The organism is Photobacterium profundum, assembly GCF_003026285.1.
Classification (GTDB): domain Bacteria; phylum Pseudomonadota; class Gammaproteobacteria; order Enterobacterales; family Vibrionaceae; genus Photobacterium; species Photobacterium profundum.
Map to the genome: position 1 here is coordinate 80,685 of NZ_PYOD01000005.1, position 17,954 is coordinate 98,638.

16 protein-coding genes and 1 other annotated feature are annotated in these 17,954 nt (G+C 41.3%); of the genes, 9 read left to right on the forward strand and 7 right to left on the reverse strand.

Annotation, left to right across the window (positions count from 1 at the left end; genetic code table 11):
- Positions 1 to 10: 10 nt before the first annotated feature.
- Positions 11 to 1,603 carry an anthranilate synthase component 1 gene (locus C9J48_RS14340; RefSeq protein WP_006233140.1) on the reverse strand — a complete coding sequence of 531 codons (1,593 nt, stop codon included), beginning with the start codon at positions 1,601 to 1,603 and terminating at the stop codon, positions 11 to 13.
- Positions 1,600 to 2,613 carry a 3-deoxy-7-phosphoheptulonate synthase gene (aroF, locus tag C9J48_RS14345; RefSeq protein ID WP_006233141.1) on the reverse strand — a complete coding sequence of 338 codons (1,014 nt, stop codon included), beginning with the start codon at positions 2,611 to 2,613 and terminating at the stop codon, positions 1,600 to 1,602. The genes C9J48_RS14340 and aroF overlap by 4 nt, the downstream gene beginning before the upstream one ends.
- A gap of 79 nt (positions 2,614 to 2,692) precedes the next feature.
- Positions 2,693 to 2,788: a sequence feature (Trp leader region), on the reverse strand.
- 136 nt (positions 2,789 to 2,924) lie between these two features.
- Between aroF and rnm the strand changes: the two genes are divergently transcribed.
- The 3 genes from rnm to rluB all read left to right on the forward strand — a co-directional run bounded on the left by rnm (position 2,925) and on the right by rluB (position 5,734).
- A complete protein-coding gene (rnm, locus tag C9J48_RS14350) occupies positions 2,925 to 3,818 on the forward strand; it encodes an RNase RNM (protein WP_006233142.1) in 894 nt (297 codons plus the stop codon).
- Entirely contained in the window at positions 3,815 to 4,435 is a 621-nt protein-coding gene (locus tag C9J48_RS14355) for an L-threonylcarbamoyladenylate synthase (protein WP_006233143.1), read from the forward strand. Before rnm ends, C9J48_RS14355 begins: the two co-directional genes overlap by 4 nt.
- A gap of 174 nt (positions 4,436 to 4,609) precedes the next feature.
- Entirely contained in the window at positions 4,610 to 5,734 is a 1,125-nt protein-coding gene (gene rluB / locus C9J48_RS14360) for a 23S rRNA pseudouridine(2605) synthase RluB (RefSeq protein ID WP_006233144.1), read from the forward strand.
- A gap of 86 nt (positions 5,735 to 5,820) precedes the next feature.
- Here the strand turns inward: rluB and C9J48_RS14365 are convergent, their stop codons facing one another.
- Positions 5,821 to 6,564, reverse strand: coding sequence for a YciK family oxidoreductase (locus tag C9J48_RS14365; RefSeq protein ID WP_006233145.1), 744 nt, complete (start codon positions 6,562 to 6,564; stop codon positions 5,821 to 5,823).
- 315 nt (positions 6,565 to 6,879) lie between these two features.
- On the opposite strand from C9J48_RS14365, the gene sohB reads away from it, so the two are divergent.
- Both sohB and C9J48_RS14375 read left to right on the forward strand, forming a co-directional pair.
- Positions 6,880 to 7,941 (forward strand): protease SohB, encoded by a 1,062-nt coding sequence (gene sohB, locus C9J48_RS14370; protein WP_006233146.1) that lies wholly within the window; start codon positions 6,880 to 6,882, stop codon positions 7,939 to 7,941.
- A gap of 128 nt (positions 7,942 to 8,069) precedes the next feature.
- Positions 8,070 to 8,471, forward strand: a complete 402-nt coding sequence (locus C9J48_RS14375; RefSeq protein ID WP_006233147.1) for a DUF805 domain-containing protein — start codon at positions 8,070 to 8,072, stop codon at positions 8,469 to 8,471.
- A gap of 154 nt (positions 8,472 to 8,625) precedes the next feature.
- On the opposite strand, the gene C9J48_RS14380 is transcribed toward C9J48_RS14375, so the two are convergent.
- Positions 8,626 to 8,874 carry a YciN family protein gene (locus tag C9J48_RS14380; protein WP_006233148.1) on the reverse strand — a complete coding sequence of 83 codons (249 nt, stop codon included), beginning with the start codon at positions 8,872 to 8,874 and terminating at the stop codon, positions 8,626 to 8,628.
- Between the two features lie 471 nt (positions 8,875 to 9,345).
- Here C9J48_RS14380 and topA point away from each other — a divergent pair, with 471 nt between their 5' ends.
- From topA to C9J48_RS14400, 4 genes are all read left to right on the forward strand, one after another.
- Positions 9,346 to 12,000 (forward strand): type I DNA topoisomerase, encoded by a 2,655-nt coding sequence (gene topA, locus C9J48_RS14385; protein ID WP_006233149.1) that lies wholly within the window; start codon positions 9,346 to 9,348, stop codon positions 11,998 to 12,000.
- Between the two features lie 315 nt (positions 12,001 to 12,315).
- On the forward strand, positions 12,316 to 13,143 hold the full coding sequence (locus C9J48_RS14390; protein ID WP_006233150.1) for a DUF3100 domain-containing protein: 828 nt from the start codon (positions 12,316 to 12,318) through the stop codon (positions 13,141 to 13,143).
- Positions 13,136 to 13,585 carry a hypothetical protein gene (locus tag C9J48_RS14395; RefSeq protein WP_006233151.1) on the forward strand — a complete coding sequence of 150 codons (450 nt, stop codon included), beginning with the start codon at positions 13,136 to 13,138 and terminating at the stop codon, positions 13,583 to 13,585. The genes C9J48_RS14390 and C9J48_RS14395 overlap by 8 nt, the downstream gene beginning before the upstream one ends.
- Positions 13,585 to 14,766 carry a M20 metallopeptidase family protein gene (locus tag C9J48_RS14400; RefSeq protein ID WP_006233152.1) on the forward strand — a complete coding sequence of 394 codons (1,182 nt, stop codon included), beginning with the start codon at positions 13,585 to 13,587 and terminating at the stop codon, positions 14,764 to 14,766. The genes C9J48_RS14395 and C9J48_RS14400 overlap by 1 nt, the downstream gene beginning before the upstream one ends.
- A gap of 85 nt (positions 14,767 to 14,851) precedes the next feature.
- Here the strand turns inward: C9J48_RS14400 and C9J48_RS14405 are convergent, their stop codons facing one another.
- The 3 genes from C9J48_RS14405 to C9J48_RS14415 form a co-directional block, all read right to left on the reverse strand.
- Positions 14,852 to 15,823: a LysR substrate-binding domain-containing protein gene (locus tag C9J48_RS14405; RefSeq protein WP_006233153.1), complete on the reverse strand. Its 972-nt coding sequence runs from the start codon at positions 15,821 to 15,823 to the stop codon at positions 14,852 to 14,854.
- Between the two features lie 351 nt (positions 15,824 to 16,174).
- Entirely contained in the window at positions 16,175 to 16,984 is an 810-nt protein-coding gene (gene miaE, locus C9J48_RS14410) for a tRNA isopentenyl-2-thiomethyl-A-37 hydroxylase MiaE (RefSeq protein ID WP_006233155.1), read from the reverse strand.
- A 156-nt stretch (positions 16,985 to 17,140) separates the two neighbouring features.
- Positions 17,141 to 17,902, reverse strand: a complete 762-nt coding sequence (locus C9J48_RS14415; protein ID WP_006233156.1) for a hypothetical protein — start codon at positions 17,900 to 17,902, stop codon at positions 17,141 to 17,143.
- Between the last annotated feature and the right edge of the window lie 52 nt (positions 17,903 to 17,954).

The window sequence follows — 17,954 nt, forward strand, 5'->3', positions numbered from 1 at the left end:
TTTTAGCTCCTCATTTACGGCTTAGTTTTTTAGTTTCGTTTAAGCTGTGCGCTTTGCGAATCGCGGTAATAACAGCCTGTGCTTTACCTCGTGTTTCATCTGCTTCAGCTTGGGGTATTGAGTCGTATACGACACCAGCACCAGCTTGAACACTTGCGATCCCGTTTTCGACATAAGCTGAACGAATCACAATACAGGTGTCCATATCGCCATGACCCGTTAAGTAACCCACTGCACCACCATAACTACCACGACGACGTTGTTCTACATCACGAATCAGCTGCATGGCACGAATTTTTGGTGCACCTGTTAAAGTACCCATATTCATACATGCTTGGTAAGCATGTAATGCATCAAGATCACTGCGTAGTTGCCCAACAACACGAGACACTAAATGCATCACGTGACTATAGCGGTCTACTTTTAGTAGGTCGGCCACATAACGGCTACCTGGTTCACTGATACGTGCAACATCGTTACGCGCTAAATCAACCAGCATCATGTGTTCCGCGTTTTCTTTTAAGTCACTGCGTAACTCAAGCTCAATACGTGCATCTAAATCCAGATTAATTGACCCATCTACATTCTTTCCGCGATGGCGTGTGCCTGCGATAGGGTAGATTTCGACTTGGTTGCTTTCTGTACAGTATTTCAGTGCACTTTCTGGCGAAGCACCAAATAAGGTGAATTCTGAATCTTGTAAGAAGAACATGTACGGGCTTGGATTACCGATTTTAAGTTCTTTATAAGCAACAAGCGGTGAAGGGCAAGGTAATGTGAATTGACGAGAAGGCACCACTTGGAATACATCACCAGCAATGACGTATTGCTTCAAATCTTTCACCGTTTGGCAGAAGTCTTCATCACTAATACTGGCTTCTGGCTTACAACGTTCAAGAAGCTCTGCTGCTGGCACAGGTTTAGGCGCTAGGCAGGCTTCTTTAATATGCTGTAAACGGCGGCTTAGTTCAAAGTAGCTAGCGGTATATTGTTCACCACCAAACAAGGTGGCTTGAAGTTTACCTTTACGGCGCTGGTGATCGATAACCAGTAAGGTTTCAGCAATATAGAAAAGGTAATCAGGGCAGTTATTGTCTTGTGTTACATTAGGTAGAGGCTCAAAGCCTGCGACTAAGTCGTAAGCGAACAAACCTCCTAAAAATAATGCTTCACGCGGATGAGCCGATGTGTCGAAGGCATGTTGAATCATGCGTAGTGCATCAAAAGACGACGTTTGACGTAAACGGCTGTCTTCATCGAGTGTGCGTTCAGCTGCTGGGAAGTGTAAGACTAAACACTGCGCTTCTCGCTCGACGGTAATATCGTTAGTAACAACGTTTTCGATAGTTTGAAGTACACATAAGCCATTATCGGTTAATGCTTCAAGACGTACTTCTTTACCACGGCATACAATGCGTACTGCGGCATCAACTAACATTAAACTTTGAAGATCTTGCTTAGAGTCGACTTCTGCCGACTCTAACAATAGGTTATGTGGGCGATTACCACATACGGAGTAATATAATTCCGTTGGATCTGCAACATAAGGTACATCAAGGCTAAGGACTTCTAATTCACCAGCACCTAATGGGGTAGTATTCACAGCGTTCTCCCTGCCGCTTCTACAAACGGTTTTAGTTCTTGCATTAACTGTTCGAACATTGGACCGGTAAGCGCTTGGTGCCCATCAGATAATGCTTCACACGGATTAAGGTGTGATTCTACGATGATGCCATCAGCGCCAACTGCAGCAGCTGCACGGGAAAGTGGAATAACCAATTCACGTACACCAGTTCCATGGCTAGGATCAACGACTACTGGTAGGTGAGTGCGTTGCTTCAAATAAGCCACTGCATTTAAGTCTAATGTATTACGTGTCGCTGTTTCAAAAGTACGAATACCACGTTCACACAAGATAATATTTGGATTACCTGCATCGTAAATGTATTCCGCAGCCAGCAACAACTCCTCGATAGTGGCTGAAAGTCCGCGTTTGAGCAAGACCGGTTTTTTACTTTCGCCCACGGCTTTTAATAATGCGTAGTTTTGCATATTCCGCGCGCCAATCTGTAGGCAGTCTACATATTCACACAGTGATTCAACTTGGCTCACTTCCATGACTTCAGAAACAGTTGGAATGTTGAGTTCTTTCTTGGCTTTTTGTAATAATTTCAAGCCTTCAATACCCATGCCTTGGAAATCATATGGGCTGGTGCGTGGCTTATATGCGCCGCCACGTAAAGCTACGGCACCGTGCTTTTTAACCACTTCAGCAACAGCCATTAACTGCGCTTCAGATTCAACCGAACAAGGGCCAGCGATAACCGCGAATTTGTTGCCACCGACAGAGGCATTACCAAAGCGAACAACGCTATCGTGCGCTTGTACTTCACGGCTAACCATTTTGTATTTGGTTAAAATAGGCTTTACTGTTTCAACACATGGGTAAGCATCTAGATTTAATTGTTGTAAAACACGCTCATCGCCTAATGCGCCTAATACGATACGTTCAACACCTGGCATATATAAAGGCTTTAGGCCTGATGCTTCAATGCGGTTTAGGATTTCTTTAGCTTGTGCTTCTGTTGCTTTAGGCTTTAGTACGATAATCATGTCTTGACCCTTTTGAGTTTGATGCATTTACTCTTGAGTAACGCAGGCATCACACTGATAAATTATTTGAAATTTTGGTATAAAAAAGCCCGCATCTGGCGGGCTTATGTCTATTCTGTCCGTTAGGAACAGCAAATCACACAACCCGTATAGAGAAGTGCCACCACCATGAGATGAAGAAAGCGCGAAGCTGTCGGTTAATTTGCTGTAACATGTAAAAGTCCTGTTCTGTAGAGTCTTACTACGGGTAATTGCGTACTAGTAAACTAGTTCATTGATGTAAAGTCAAGAGATAAGTCAGAAATAAAATTATGTTATTTGATTTACACAGCCACACCACAGCATCTGATGGGTGCTTATCGCCAGAAGAATTGTTGAAACGAGCTGTTGAACGTAGAGTTGATGCGCTTGCGATAACTGATCACGATACGGTGGAAGCGCTATTGCCTGCTCAACGCATCATTGATGAACAAGAGTTACCTATAACTCTGATCAAAGGCATTGAAATATCTACGCTTTGGAGTAACTTTGATATTCATATCGTGGGGTTGAATATTGATTCTGAGCATCCAGCATTAACCGCACTTATTCAAGAGCAAGCCGATCGTCGTACCGCAAGGGCGCTAGAGATGGCTGAGCGATTGGCGAGAAATAATATGCCTGGCGCTTATGAAGGTGCAATGGCATTAGCCAATGGTGCAACAATTACACGGGCTCATTTTGCGCGTTGGATTGTTGAGCAAGGTTACGCAAAAAACATGCAGGCAGTATTTAAGAAATTCTTAACTCGGGGAAATCCGGGTTACGTGCCGCCAGCTTGGTGCTCGATTGCTGATGCAGTCGCTGTTATTCATGCTGCTGGTGGTCAAGCTGTCCTTGCGCATCCCGGTCGCTACAAAATGACGGCAAAATGGTTAAAGCGACTTTTAGCTACTTTTGTTGAAGCGGAAGGTGATGCAATGGAAGTTGCTCAGCCACAGCAAGGACAACAAGAACGTCGCACCTTAGGGGATTATGCGATCACTTATAATTTACTTGCTTCTCAAGGCTCTGATTTCCATTACCCGTCTCCTTGGACGGAATTAGGTCGTAATTTGTGGTTACCGAAAGGTGTAACAGAAGTTTGGCTTGATTGGGATGTTGAGAAGAAGCGAGTTGATGAGGCGGTATCGGCAGATCCGACATCGCCACCGGAGGATAAATGAGCCAATTTTTTTATGTTCACCCTGAAACCCCGCAAGCCCGTTTAATGACGCAGGCGGTTGCGATTATTCGTAATGGTGGCGTTGTCGTGTATCCAACCGACTCAGGGTATGCATTGGGTTGCCAACTTGAAAATAAGCAAGCGCTTGAACGTATTTGCCAGATCCGTCGATTAAACGATAAGCACAATTTTACATTGTTGTGCCGTGACTTGTCTGAAATTGCCAACTACGCACGTGTTGATAATGCGGCATTCCGGTTGTTACGAAGCAATACACCAGGCGCGTACACGTTTATTTTTAAAGGTACGAAAGAAGTGCCACGTCGTTTAATGAACCCTAAACGTAAAACGATTGGTATCCGTATTCCTGATAATGCGATTGCTTTAGCTTTGCTTGAAGAGTTGGGCGAGCCATTAATGTCGACCAGTTTGATTTTACCGAATAGCGATGTTGCTGAATCTGATCCTGAAGATATCCGCGATAAGTTAGAGCATGCGGTCGATTTAATCATGAATGGTGGTTATTTAGGTGAGCAACCGACTACCGTGATTGATTTTAGTAATGATGAAATGGAAGTGTTACGAGTTGGTGCGGGTGATCCAACACCGTTTAGCTAATGCTTTTAATATTTCCTGTTTGAATACATATCTGTAAATTGATAGTCAGCTAGACTATTTTTGAGATAGCGTATGAGTGAATACTTTGGCATAATATGCGGCTATCTTTAAGATGGCTTAAAGTGTTCTGATGAGTATTTCGACGCCTGTGAAGGCGACAAAGGTTTGTCTATAATGAGTGAAAAGTTACAGAAGGTGCTAGCGCGTGCTGGCCAAGGGTCTCGTCGTGAGATCGAATTAATGATTCAAAGCGGTCGTGTGAGCATTGACGGCGTAGTTGCGAAGTTGGGTGATCGTCTAGACGATTTATCCGTTCTTGTTCGTCTCGATGGTCACAAGATTGATCTGGTTTCACCTTCTGATGAAGTGTGTCGTGTTCTTGCTTATAACAAACCTGAAGGTGAGTTATGTACGCGTCACGATCCTGAAGGTCGCCGAACTGTATTTGATCGTTTACCTCGTCTATCAAGTGGCCGTTGGGTTTCTGTTGGTCGATTGGATGCAAATACCTCCGGTCTATTGCTATTTACCACTGATGGTGAATTAGCTAACCGTCTGATGCACCCAAGTCGAAGCGTTGAACGTGAATACATGGTTCGCGTTTTCGGTGAGATTAACGAAAATATGGTTAAGAACCTAGTTCAAGGTGTTGAACTAGAAGATGGTATGGCACGTTTTGAAGACGTTGTGTATTCTGGCGGTGAAGGTATGAACCATACTTTCTACGTTGTAATCACAGAAGGCCGTAACCGTGAAGTTCGTCGTTTGTGGGATTCACAAGGCGTAACAGTAAGCCGTCTAAAACGTGTACGTTATGGTGATATTTATCTAACGAAAGATATGCCTCGTGGCGGTTGGATGGAACTAGAGCTGAAAGAAGTTAACTATCTTCGTGAAGTGGTAGAGCTTGAAGCTGAAGAAAACACAATGCTGACGGTCGAAGGCCAGAAGCGTAAACGTGGTGTTCGTCAGATTCGTCGTGCCGTACGTCGTCACGAAGAACGTGTTACTGAAACACCTCGCGGTCGTCGTGGCCGTACGAGTAACCCTGATGAACGTCGTTCTTCAACACGTAACAGTGAAGTTGAAGGGCAAAACGCGCCAGCTGGGAAGCGTAAGCCGTCAGGTAAGCCTTCAACGGCTAAGCCGACACGTGGCAAGCCATCTGCTGGTAAGCCTGCGCAAGGCAATCGTCGTAAAACAGACGAAAGCAATGAGCCAGCAGGGAAGCGTAAACCGTCAGGTAATGGTGCTCAACGTCGTAACCCGCTAGCGGGTAAGCCACGTACACGCCAATAAGACTCGTCTTAGTAAACAGACATAATAAAGCCGACGTGAATACGTCGGCTTTTTGTTATTTCTCGTCTTTTCAGAACGCTTTATATTTAGCTTTTTGGTTGTGCATCAATGCATTGACCATTCACATCTTTACTTTCTGGTCCCATTAAATATAGGTACAGTGGCATAATGTCTTTGGGTGTTTTTAATAAGCCTGAATCTTCCGCTGGGAATGCTTTTGCGCGCATGCCTGTACGAGTACCGCCTGGGTTAATCGCATTGACACGAACTGTTGTATTGCACATCTCGTTGGCTAAAATTTCCATCATGCCTTCAGTGGCAAACTTTGACATAGAGTAGGCGCCCCAAAAGGCACGACCTTCATGGCCAACCGTTGACGTGGTGAAAATCATGCGACCATCTTCAGATTTTTTGATCAATGGCATGATAGCTTGAGTCATCAAAAACTGTGCTTTAACGTTTACATGCATCACATCGTCAAAGGTATCTTCACCAAGTTGGTCGAATGGGCTTAATACGCCAAGTAAACCAGCATTGTGTAATACGCCATCTAAACGGCCGAACTGCTCTGAAATGGTTTCAACCATATCAATATAGTGCTGCTTCGTTGCACCACGTAAGTCGAGAGGGATAATCGCTGGTTGCTTGTAGCCTAGCGTTTCAATTTCATCATAAACAGCTTCAAGTTTCGCAACGGTACGACCAAGCAAAATAACAGTTGCACCGTGTGCTGCATAACTAATGGCTGCTTGACGACCAATGCCATCACCAGCACCAGTGACCAGAATGACGCGATCTTGTAGAGAATCCGCAGCGATTTGATATTCCACGTGTAACTTCCTTATTGGTTTGTCATTATTAATATACCAAAATTACCTCAAGATGCAGGATCCTCGCTAAATCTGCACACGTAAAGTCGCTTGGGTATAATCACTTTTAGTCGAAGTGAACAATAACAGAGATCCTCAAGTTACTCACTAAGGTCACTCAGAATCCTGTATTTTTAGGTCGCTGGATATACAGAGTAAACATTACTTTTGCTTTTCTATTGTATTGCGATAGCGGTACAGGTGGCAACTTGGTTACAATGGGAAAAGACCATCATTCTGTGATTGGTATCAATTTATTAAAGCGAGGACTTAAGATTGGAATTTTTGTTTGATTATGGGCTGTTCTTAGCCAAGATTGCGACAGTCGTTATTGCGCTTGTCGGTATCCTTGTTTTAGCGAAAGGTTTAAACGGGCGTCACGGTTCACAAAAGGGTGAATTAGAAGTCACAGACTTAACTGAGCAGTATAAAAATACGGTTCATCAATTAGAAGAGCACTTATTTGATAAACCGCTATTGAAAGCACGTGATAAAGCGACAAAAAAAGAAGATAAAGAAAAAGAGAAAGCACGTCAGAACGAAATTAAAAAAGCCGCTAAAGAAGGCGATTTGTCTCATGTTCGTGAGTCTCGTTTATTTGTCATCGATTTTCACGGTAGCATTGATGCGCGTGAAGTATCTTCTTTGCGTGAGGAAGTCAGTGCCATTATTGCCGTTGCAATTGAAGGAGATGAAGTATTGCTTCGCCTAGAAACGGGCGGCGGTATGGTACATGGCTATGGTTTAGCGTCTTCACAGCTTGACCGCTTGAAATCTGCAGGTATCAAGTTGACGATCTCTGTTGATAAAGTCGCCGCTAGTGGCGGTTACATGATGGCATGTGTGGCAGATAAAATTATTTCAGCGCCTTTTGCTATTGTAGGTTCTATTGGCGTTATTGCTCAGCTACCAAACTTCAGCAAAGTATTGAAAAAGAATGATATTGAGTTTGAACAAATCACTGCGGGCGAATTTAAGCGCACATTAACGATGTTTGGCGAAAATACCGATAAAGCACGCGACAAATTCCAAGTTGAAATTGAAGAAACGCATGGTTTATTCAAAGACTTTATTGCTATTCACCGTCCAGAATTGGATCTAGAAAAAGTGGCAACCGGAGAGCACTGGTTTGGTAATCAAGCACTGAACCTAGGGCTTGTTGATGAAATCGGTACAAGCGATAATTTCATTACACATGCTTGTAAAGATCGTGAAGTATTAAATGTTCGCTTCGTTCAACGTAAGAAACTGGCAGAAAAATTAGCGGGTGCAACGGGTGAAGCGGCAGATAACTTGTTATTGAAATGGGTAAGTCGCGGTCAACGTCCATTCATGTAATAGCTGATAGTATATTGATGGTTGGTTGCTTTTATTAAGCTGGTTTTATGCCAATATAGACATATCTCTGACTATCTATTTATTCAGAATGGTATTAGTTAAACAATTGTAGTTAATAAGGTTTTTCGATGGATCAAAAGTGGGCGCTGTTTTCTTTTAAAGGTCGATTAAGACGACGTGATTACTGGTTATATAGCTTGCCTGTTCTCTTGGTTACATTACCTGTCTTTTGGTATACCAGCCCAAGTAACATGGGCAATAATCAAGCGCTGAAAATATTGGCTATGGTTATTTTATTTTTTGTCTTTTGGGCATCATTGGCGCTGAATATTAAGCGCCTGCATGATCGTAATAAAAGTGCTTGGTGGGCGTTGTTGACCTTTGTACCTTTAATTGGTCCTGCTTTTGTTATTGTTGAACTTGGTATGCTCGACGGTATAAAAGGAGACAACCAATACGGTCCGGATCCAAAAGGACGTTCTACCCCAACGAAAGATGATAAAAAAGAAACGATAACCATCGACATGTAAGTTGTTTGGACACTTTTTTATTGAATAATAACCCGCTTATTGGCGGGTTATTTTTTTGATTTTTAAGGTGATAATTCGTGAAAATAAACGTTGTTTTTTACTTTTTAACAACGATTTTTTTTATAATCCCTTGCGTCAACAAACAATTTACGGCTTAATCTTGCAAAGTAAACTCGGGTGACAGCTTATGCGCTAGATATTTAAACATGTTAAATACCGCAGTTGTATTGGTGGTCGGAAGACCATTGTCATCGAGGAAATATTCACCTTTAAATACCAGCACATCAGCTTTTTCTTCAACAGATGTTGCTCGCATGCCTTTAATGTAGGCATCGTGATCTTGAATCAGTTGATTGGCGATCAGTAAAAGGCTGTCTTGGGGAATTGATTTTTTATCGCTCATGATGAATGACGTCTCTGGAAGAAATACGTCATTAGTTTATTCATCTTGTCAGGAGAAAACAAATCCTTAATAACGCTGGGTATATTTTCATTCAAATGTTGAATAGTGATTAAACAAAAAGCAATTATGGAAAAAATCTGTGAGCGATGACTAAAAATCATGGTCGTGAATAGTCAAAGGCTGTCGTGAGGTGGTAATGATTAGCGCCTTTAATTACTTCATCTACTCTCTATATAGTGAAGTTTTAAACAGAATTTTGACTAATTAAAAGTGGGTTTTTGATTTTTAACGTATCATTAACAACTGTAGAAGGGGCGAGCAAACAGTTCGTTTTTCTCAAAAAGCAGTTGACCTTCTTGAATAGTAGCCCAATATTGTAATAGCGTTGACGTGCCAATTTTCTTTTTTTTAGCATGCAACTTTTTGTTTTTATTTAAAATTTAGCGAGCACGAGGACGTAATAGAGTCATTATGGGTAAATCTCTCGTTATTGTGGAGTCCCCTGCCAAAGCCAAGACTATTAATAAGTACTTGGGCAAGGACTTCATTGTAAAGTCAAGCGTTGGTCACGTACGTGATTTGCCAACGGGTGCACGTAATGCCGGAAAAAAAGCGGCAGCACAATCAACCGCAGGGTTGAGCGTTGAAGAAAAAGCGCGTCTTAAGAAAATCAAAGACCGTAAATCTCTAATCGGGAAAATGGGTGTTGACCCTTATAACGATTGGGATGCGCATTACGAAGTGCTTCCGGGCAAAGAAAAAGTCGTTAATGAATTGCAAAAACTTGCTGCCGATGCTGACTTTGTTTACCTAGCTACCGATTTGGACCGCGAAGGAGAAGCTATTGCATGGCACCTTCGTGAGATCATTGGTGGTGATGATGCACGTTATAAGCGAGTGGTATTTAATGAGATCACTAAAAATGCAATTCAGCAGGCGTTTGAAGAACCTGGTGAACTGAACATTGATGGTGTTAACGCTCAGCAAGCTCGACGTTTTCTTGATCGCGTAGTGGGTTTCATGGTGTCACCTCTTCTTTGGAAGAAGGTTGCCCGTGGTCTATCTGCTGGTCGTGTTCAGTCTGTAGCGGTAAAGTTGATTGTTGAACGTGAACGTGAAATTAAAGCGTTTACACCAGAAGAGTTCTGGGACATTCATGCGAATACATTGACTGTTGGTAAAGATGCACTGCGTTTGATGGTTTCTCAGCAGGCGGGTAAAGCTTTCCGTCCGGTAAATGAAGCACAAACCATGGCGGCTAAATCTGTACTTGATAGTGCAGAGTATAAAGTGGTCGATCGTGAAGATCGTCCAACGAGTAGCAAGCCTTCAGCACCTTATATCACATCAACACTACAACAAGCGGCAAGTACCCGTCTTGGTTACGGTGTAAAACGTACAATGGGTTTGGCTCAGCGTCTATATGAAGCGGGTTATATTACCTATATGCGTACCGATTCGACCAACTTGTCGAATGATGCTGTTGTAGCCGCTCGTGAATTTATCGGTAACGAATACGGTGAGAACTATCTCCCGAAAGAAGCGATAAAGTACGGTAGCAAGAAAAATGCACAGGAAGCGCACGAAGCGATTCGTCCTTCAAGTGTTGAAGTTCAAGCTGAAAATCTTGAAGGTATGGATGCGGATGCAGTTAAGTTGTACGACTTAATTTGGCGTCAATTTGTATCTTGTCAGATGGTGCCAGCGAAATACGATTCAAGCACAATTACGGTTCAAGCTGATGAGTTTACGCTTAAAGCTAAAGGACGTATTTTGCGCTTTGCAGGTTGGACTCTAGTACAGCGTCCATCTGGTAAGAATGAAGATACAACATTGCCTACAGTTCATGTTGGCGATGTTCTGAAGTTAGAAGGCGTTGAGCCTAAACAACACTTCACTAAGCCGCCAGCGCGCTTTACAGAAGCTGCATTGGTTAAAGAATTAGAGAAGCGTGGCATTGGTCGTCCTTCAACATACGCATCAATTATTTCTACGATTCAAGATCGTGGTTATGTGCGTGTCGATCAACGTCGATTCTATGCAGAGAAAATGGGTGAAATCGTATCAGATCGTTTGGATGGAAGCTTCCCAGATCTGATGGATTTTGATTTCACTGCTCGCATGGAAGGTAACCTAGATAAAATCGCTGAAGGCGAAAAGAACTGGAAAGCCGTTCTTGATAACTTCTTTAGCGACTTCACAACTGAGCTTGAAAAAGCCGAGTTAGATGAAGAAGAAGGGGGCATGAAGCCAAACAATATCGTTGTTACTGATATTGAATGTCCTACATGTTCTCGTCCTATGGGTATTCGTACAGCATCAACTGGCGTATTCCTCGGATGTTCAGGTTATGCGCTACCGCCAAAAGAGCGTTGTAAAAAAACGATTAACTTAGGTGATGAAGACGGTATTGTTAACGTGCTTGAAGAAGACGTTGAAACTGCTGCATTGCGTGCTAAAAAGCGTTGTCCGAAATGTGATACCGCAATGGATGCATACCTGATTGACCAAGATCGTAAATTGCATGTTTGTGGTAATAACCCAAGCTGTGATGGTTACATTGTTGAAAAAGGTGAATTCAAGCTGAAAGGCTATGAAGGACCATTGATTGAATGTGACAAGTGCGGTTCAGACATGGAACTGAAAACGGGTCGTTTTGGTAAGTACATGGGTTGTACGAACGAAGATTGTAAAAATACTCGTAAGATTCTTAAGAATGGTGAAATTGCACCACCTAAAGAAGACCCTGTACATTTACCTGAGATTCCATGTACTCAAGATTCTAATGCGTATTTCGTTTTACGTGACGGTGCTTCAGGCTTGTTTATGGCTGCAAGTACTTTCCCTAAATCGCGTGAAACACGTGCGCCGCTGGTTTCTGAACTAGTACGCTTTAAAGATCGTTTATCGCCTAAGTTTTACTACTTAGCAGAGGCACCGACAGAAGATCCGGATGGTCGCGAGGCTGTTGTTCGCTTTAGCCGTAAGAGCAAAGAGAACTACGTCCGTACTGAAGTTGACGGCAAGCCATCAGGCTGGACTGGCCTTTACGTTGACGGTAAGTGGGAAATTACCGATAAGCGCAAAAAGCCGAAGAAAGAAAAAGCCGAAAAAGAAGATAAATAAAATAACCGCCGAAAGGCGGTTTTTTTTACGTTTTTTTACTGGTAACTATTGTTCAAATAATGCTGAAGTATTACCAATATCTAGGAATAATTCTTAGTTGCTATTTTTAATGATGAGTATGTCATTAATGTCGTGTGTTTGTTTAATCGCATCTGTCGATTGTACTTTGTTATGAGTATTAAATGTTAATAATGCGTTTGTTTTTTCAATTTAAAATAAGTTATAACTTTTTGGACTAATGTAATAAGCGTTACATCACAATGTGAATTAATATCCACAAATATAATCCGGCTTAATTAAAGCGAGGGATTAATTATGACAAAAAAATTAGATCTTATGCCCGTTATAAAAACGACACTCATAGTTATGGCTGTTATTTTTGTTTCGCAGGTGTTAATAGGTAAGCAAGTTATTTCATTTGGTTCAGTAGCTATTCCAATTCTACCCATGTTATTTGCGGTAATGATTGGTATGGCTATTTCATTAGTAATAGTTCGAGACAAAATAAAATTATGGGGAAAAGTATTTACTGATAAAGAAGAATCATTTGCATCTAATATGGTCGGATTTTCCCTTTTAATTCTAGGTACTCAATATGCTGGAATGATTATCCCTAATATCGATAATATTTTAGAAGCAGGTGTGCCATTAATTTTCCAAGAGCTCGGTAATTTATTACCTATATTTATTGCAATTCCTCTTGCTGTTAAGTTTGGTTTAGGCCGTGAAGCCATTGGTGCATGTTCATCTATTAGCCGTGAACCCTCAATTGCCGTTGTTCAAGGGAAGTATGGAACGGGTACACCAGAGTACATTGGTGTTCTTGCTATTTATCTTTGTGGTTCAGTGATAGGCACGCTTTGGTTCAGCGTATTGGGTAGCCTTGGCTCACTTTCAGGTCTTCATCCGTTGGCATTAGCCGCAGGTAGTGGTGTTGGCAGTGGTTCGATGTTAAGTGCAGCATCAGGTGCTCTAGTGAGTACGCTAAGCCCTGACATGGCCGCTCAAGCATTGAGTATCGCGGCTGCATCTAACTTACTTTCGTCAGTGATTGGTGCCTTGTCTCTTACATTTATCGGCTTACCGCTTGCTGAATTCATGTATAAAATTTGCAATAAAAAAGAGGTAGCGACTAATGCTTAAATCTATTCATGATATGAAATTTGTGTTTCTTGCTTTAGCTCTGGCTATTTTTACAGAAACATTAACAACGGGAACACCTTTATTCAGCATGTGGGATAGTGCGGTTGCCATGTCGGTAATTGTATTCTTGGCATTAGTAACAAAACATTATATTAATTCGCCTTTACCTGCGTTTGCATATGCAACATTAATTGGTATTGCAATTTGTTTACCTGATACTGTTCTTCGAACTTTCTTCTTAGATTCAATTGGGAAAGTTGGTTTCTTATCTTGTTGTGTTCCGCTACTTGCTTTCGCTGGCTTATCGGTTGGTGGAAAGATGGAAGAACTTAAAAAGTTATCGTGGAAAATTGTTGTTTTATTTCTGATTGTATCGACTAGTTGTTTCTTTGGCGCATCAATAATCGCGCAAATCGGCTTCACTATGAAAGGTATTATTTAATGACGTTAGGTAAATTCAAATTAAATGCAAACGTATTAGAACTACGTGATTTTAGTATTAACACCCGTCGTCACCTTCATATGATTCCTGAATTATCAGGAGAAGAAGTTGAAACATCAACATATTGTAAATCACTGATGGTTGATTATGGCTACCAAGTAACGTCTTACGATGGATATACTGGTTTTATAGCCGATCTGGTTATTGATGCTTCATTGAAGACCATTGCATTTCGTGCCGATATGGATGCACTTGAAATGGATGATTTAACGTGTAATGAGCATTCATCGACGAATAAAGGCCGTGCGCATAACTGTGGTCATGATACACACATGACTATTGCGTTAACTGCTGCAAATTACTTGGCAAATAACCAAGAAGAATTACGTCACAATATTCGATTTATCTTCCAAATGGCAGAAGAAGATATGCGTGTTGATGGCGCCAATAAAATGGTTGAACTTGGTTGTATGGATGGTGTTAATGAAGTTTATGCCCTTCATAATGACGCCGCACAAGAATGTGGCACTGTATTAGTTAATAACGGTATTATGTCTTCATATGGCTGTGCATGGACACTTGATATTCAAGGTGTATCAGCACATGGTTCAACACCACATAAAGGCCTTGATGCGATTCGTGAAGGTGCACGTATTGTTGAGGATATGGACTATATTGTAGCCAAGAAAACGAATCCATTTTCGCCTGCTGTTTTCGTCTGTGGGATGTTTAATGGCGGTACGATTCCAAATGCAGTTGCTGCAAATGTTCAGGCTCGTGGCACTATCCGCTCAATGGACTCTGAAACCGATCAGGTACTGAAAAATAGCTTTTCATCTCTTGTTGCTCAAAGTGAGTTACGTGGTTATACCACGTCAATTACTCATTGTGGTTACCCTGCCATTATTAATCATCAATTTGCTTATAATCGTGTTGTTCAGGCTGCGAATAAAACGGTTCCACCTGAATTACTGAATGCTAATTGCACACCAATGACTGGCAGTGAAGATTTTAGCTTGATGATTGAAGCGACAGGCGATAAGTGTGGCGCTATGTTCTTTTTAGGTTCTGGTAATAAGGAGAAGGGTATTTGTAATTATCTGCATTCAAACCCTTACTTTGTCGATGAGGATTTCTTATTAGTCGGCGCTCAAATCTTTATTAATTTAGCGACTGATTAACTGAGCTATTCGCTTATATTTGTCATCTAATAGAATAAATACCTACTCAGATACTAGTTGCTACTATGTACCTGAGTAGGTTTTTTTAGTAACGCGGTAACTCAAACTCTTGAGATATTTTAAATATTTCATTGTTAGTTGAGTGTGCAATCACTTCCATAACTTCTTGTTTCAAGTGTGGGGCAAAGCTTTCAATGAAGTCATACATGTGTTTTTGCAAGAAGACATTTCTGCTATAACAAATCCATGCGTCGCAATCAGGTATGATTCCTTCAAGAGGAATAGCAACGATGTCACCGTCACAAATTTGTTTAGCGGCAATTGTCGCAATGATACCGATACCGAGATCCATGCTTACATATTGTTTTATTACGTCAACATCCATAGCGGTCATGAAGTAAGTCGGTTTTATACCTTGCTCTGCAAATGCGTTATCTTGTGCTATTTTACCTGTAGAACCAGAATCATAACTAATCAGGTTGTATTTACTGATCATTTCTAGCGTGATGTCTTTCTCTTTTCTCAATGGGTGATTCGATGGAAGAATAAGGCTTAGTGACCATTTATAGGCAGGAAGGACGATCAGATCTTTATCTCGTTCTACGTCTTGCGCAACAATAGAAAAGTCAGAATGTCCTTTTTTGATAATAGCACCATTCTCATCGGGGTGTGCAGCTCCAATATGAAAGGTAATATCAGGGTGTTTCTTTACAAATTTCTCGACTGTCTTAGGCAATAAGAATCGCGCAATCGTGTTGGTTGTATAGATGTTTAAGCAACCACCTTCAGGGTTGAGATAATCTCTGGAGATCGCGTATATACGTTCTTCGACAGCCAGCATTTTCATGCCTTCGTCAATTATCTGCTTACCAATACTGGTAATCGCGTTTAGGTTTTTACCTTTACGCTCGAAGATCTTAACACCAAGTTCAGCTTCAAGTAGACCTATTTGCTTACTTACACCTGGCTGCGTGGTATAGATACTTTTTGATGCTGCAGAGATATTTAGATCATGATTTACTATCGCTCTTAGATAGCGTAGCTGTTGTAGTTTCATTTAAACGTACCTGAGAATAAGTATTAAAAACCCCGCTCGATAGCAGGGCTTAGGTATTTAGTTACTTACTACACTCTATCGCTATACTGCTAATGGCAAATACTGTTCCATTATGAGTCTTATGGCGATCCCTGATCATAAGTTTCAAAAAGTTATAAGAAGTACTAATGCGATCGATAATTCCATTATCAACAAGAATTGGCATATTCACTACTCCTTGTTATCTCATTGTATTTATCCGGAAAAAAGCGAGTAAATCAAAGCTTAATGTGGGTTTATTTGTCTATTTATAACCCTGAAATTAGTGTAATCGTTCATGATGCTATAATCAATGACAATCAAATACCAAGCCTAGCCAACAAGAGTACATGGTATTAGACCGCCCGCAGCAGGTATGCCGCTATGAAATCGGAACATATCGTCTTCAGAGTTAATTAACGCAGCTTCTTTTTCACCAATGATACGAATACGGTCTGAAATGTTGTGCCCCGCAATTTGTTCCGCTAGTTGTAAGTAATCTTGATAGTGACGGGCTTCTGAGCGTAATAATGAAATATAGAATTTCTGTAATTCGTCATCCAAAAATGGGGCTAATTTAGCAAAGCGCTCACAAGATCGAGCCTCGATATATGCGCCAGCAATCAACTTATCAATTAACGTTGCAGGTTCGTGTGTACGAACCGCTTTCATTAGCCCTTTCGCATAACGACCCGCACTTAAATTACTGTAAGGGATATTACGGCTTACCATGATATCTAATACTTGTTCAAAGTGGTGGAACTCTTCTTTGATTAAGCGGACCATTTTGTCGATAAGTTCAGGTCCATGTGCAAAGCCTTCTTTGGCAACTAAAGGGGCTGACAGTCCATTTTTTTTGCCATGAAAGGCGTCTGTACTTCGCACTCTGCCATAGACAAAATCTTCATAAGGTTTTGCCCATTCGAGTAATGCTTTTCCACTATCTGCATCTACCGCGTACTTGCGGATCAGCCACATGGCTGTTTGGCTTGCTTTTAGCTCGCAGTTACAGTGATCGACCAGTAATCCTGTTAAGTTTTTAGGTTTAATGGCTTCGTTTATCCAAGCATCTGGGGTTTCACAGTATAAGAACTGTTTGATAGGCGAGAGTAGTTCGTCAATCATCTGTTGAGTTTTATTCATAATCGGTTCTATCTAGTGGTATGTTTCTGCGTAAATATTAAATGATTACTCGACTATTGGTGGAAATATAAAAATAGCGCAGTCGTAAAAAAGGTCGCACCAGCGACCTCTTCAATAATTATCGATCTTCAATATCTGCCTTATGCTGTCTGGTGTTTACCATTTGCGTTTTGGCTGGAACAATACATCTAATTCATCGTGTTCTTTATCTATGATTTGTTGGCGTTCTTGCTCGTGGTTTTGTGATTGACTATTATCAATTTCACTTAGCATAACTTGCAGCTTTTCACGGGCTTTATTAGCGTAGTTATCATTCTTGCTAGACAGAACATCAATGCCTTTTTTCAACAATTGTTTGGCTGTACCCAGTTGGCGTTTCAGACGAGCATCGTTAGCTCGTTTAACGACATTTTCAATGTTGATGCGTAGTTGAATACCTTCAAGGCGAGCATTTTCTGTTACAAAAGCTTGAGTCGCTAGGCGACCTTTACTGTGTTCATTTTTAATGACCGTTTTGAGGCGCTTAACCAGTTGTAACATGCCGATGGCTTGCTTATCAGTACTTGGTGTTTTGAAGCTTGCCACATCCGCATTAGAGTAATTAGCTTGTAAGTGTTTAATTTGTTCAGCAACATTTTTAATACGTGCTGGTAGGCTCTTTTCCGTAGGATCTGTATCGCTCATAGATTGTAAGGCGAATAAGATACGTTGATTTAGGCAGACTAATAATTCTTTGCTGTAAGGTAAGTGATGCGCATTACCAATTAGGTCTTCAGTCGCGTCTATAACGGCGATATGTTTTGCCAGTTCTTGTTGTTTCTCACTCTCTAAACGTTGACGGTACTGAATAATAACGTTATAGCCAACGATCAATATCAGCAACAAGGCAAATAGGCCTATTACTAAAGGTATACTCATAAGATACGTCTATCTTCCATGCGATTTTTTAGTCGAACTTGTAAGATACACC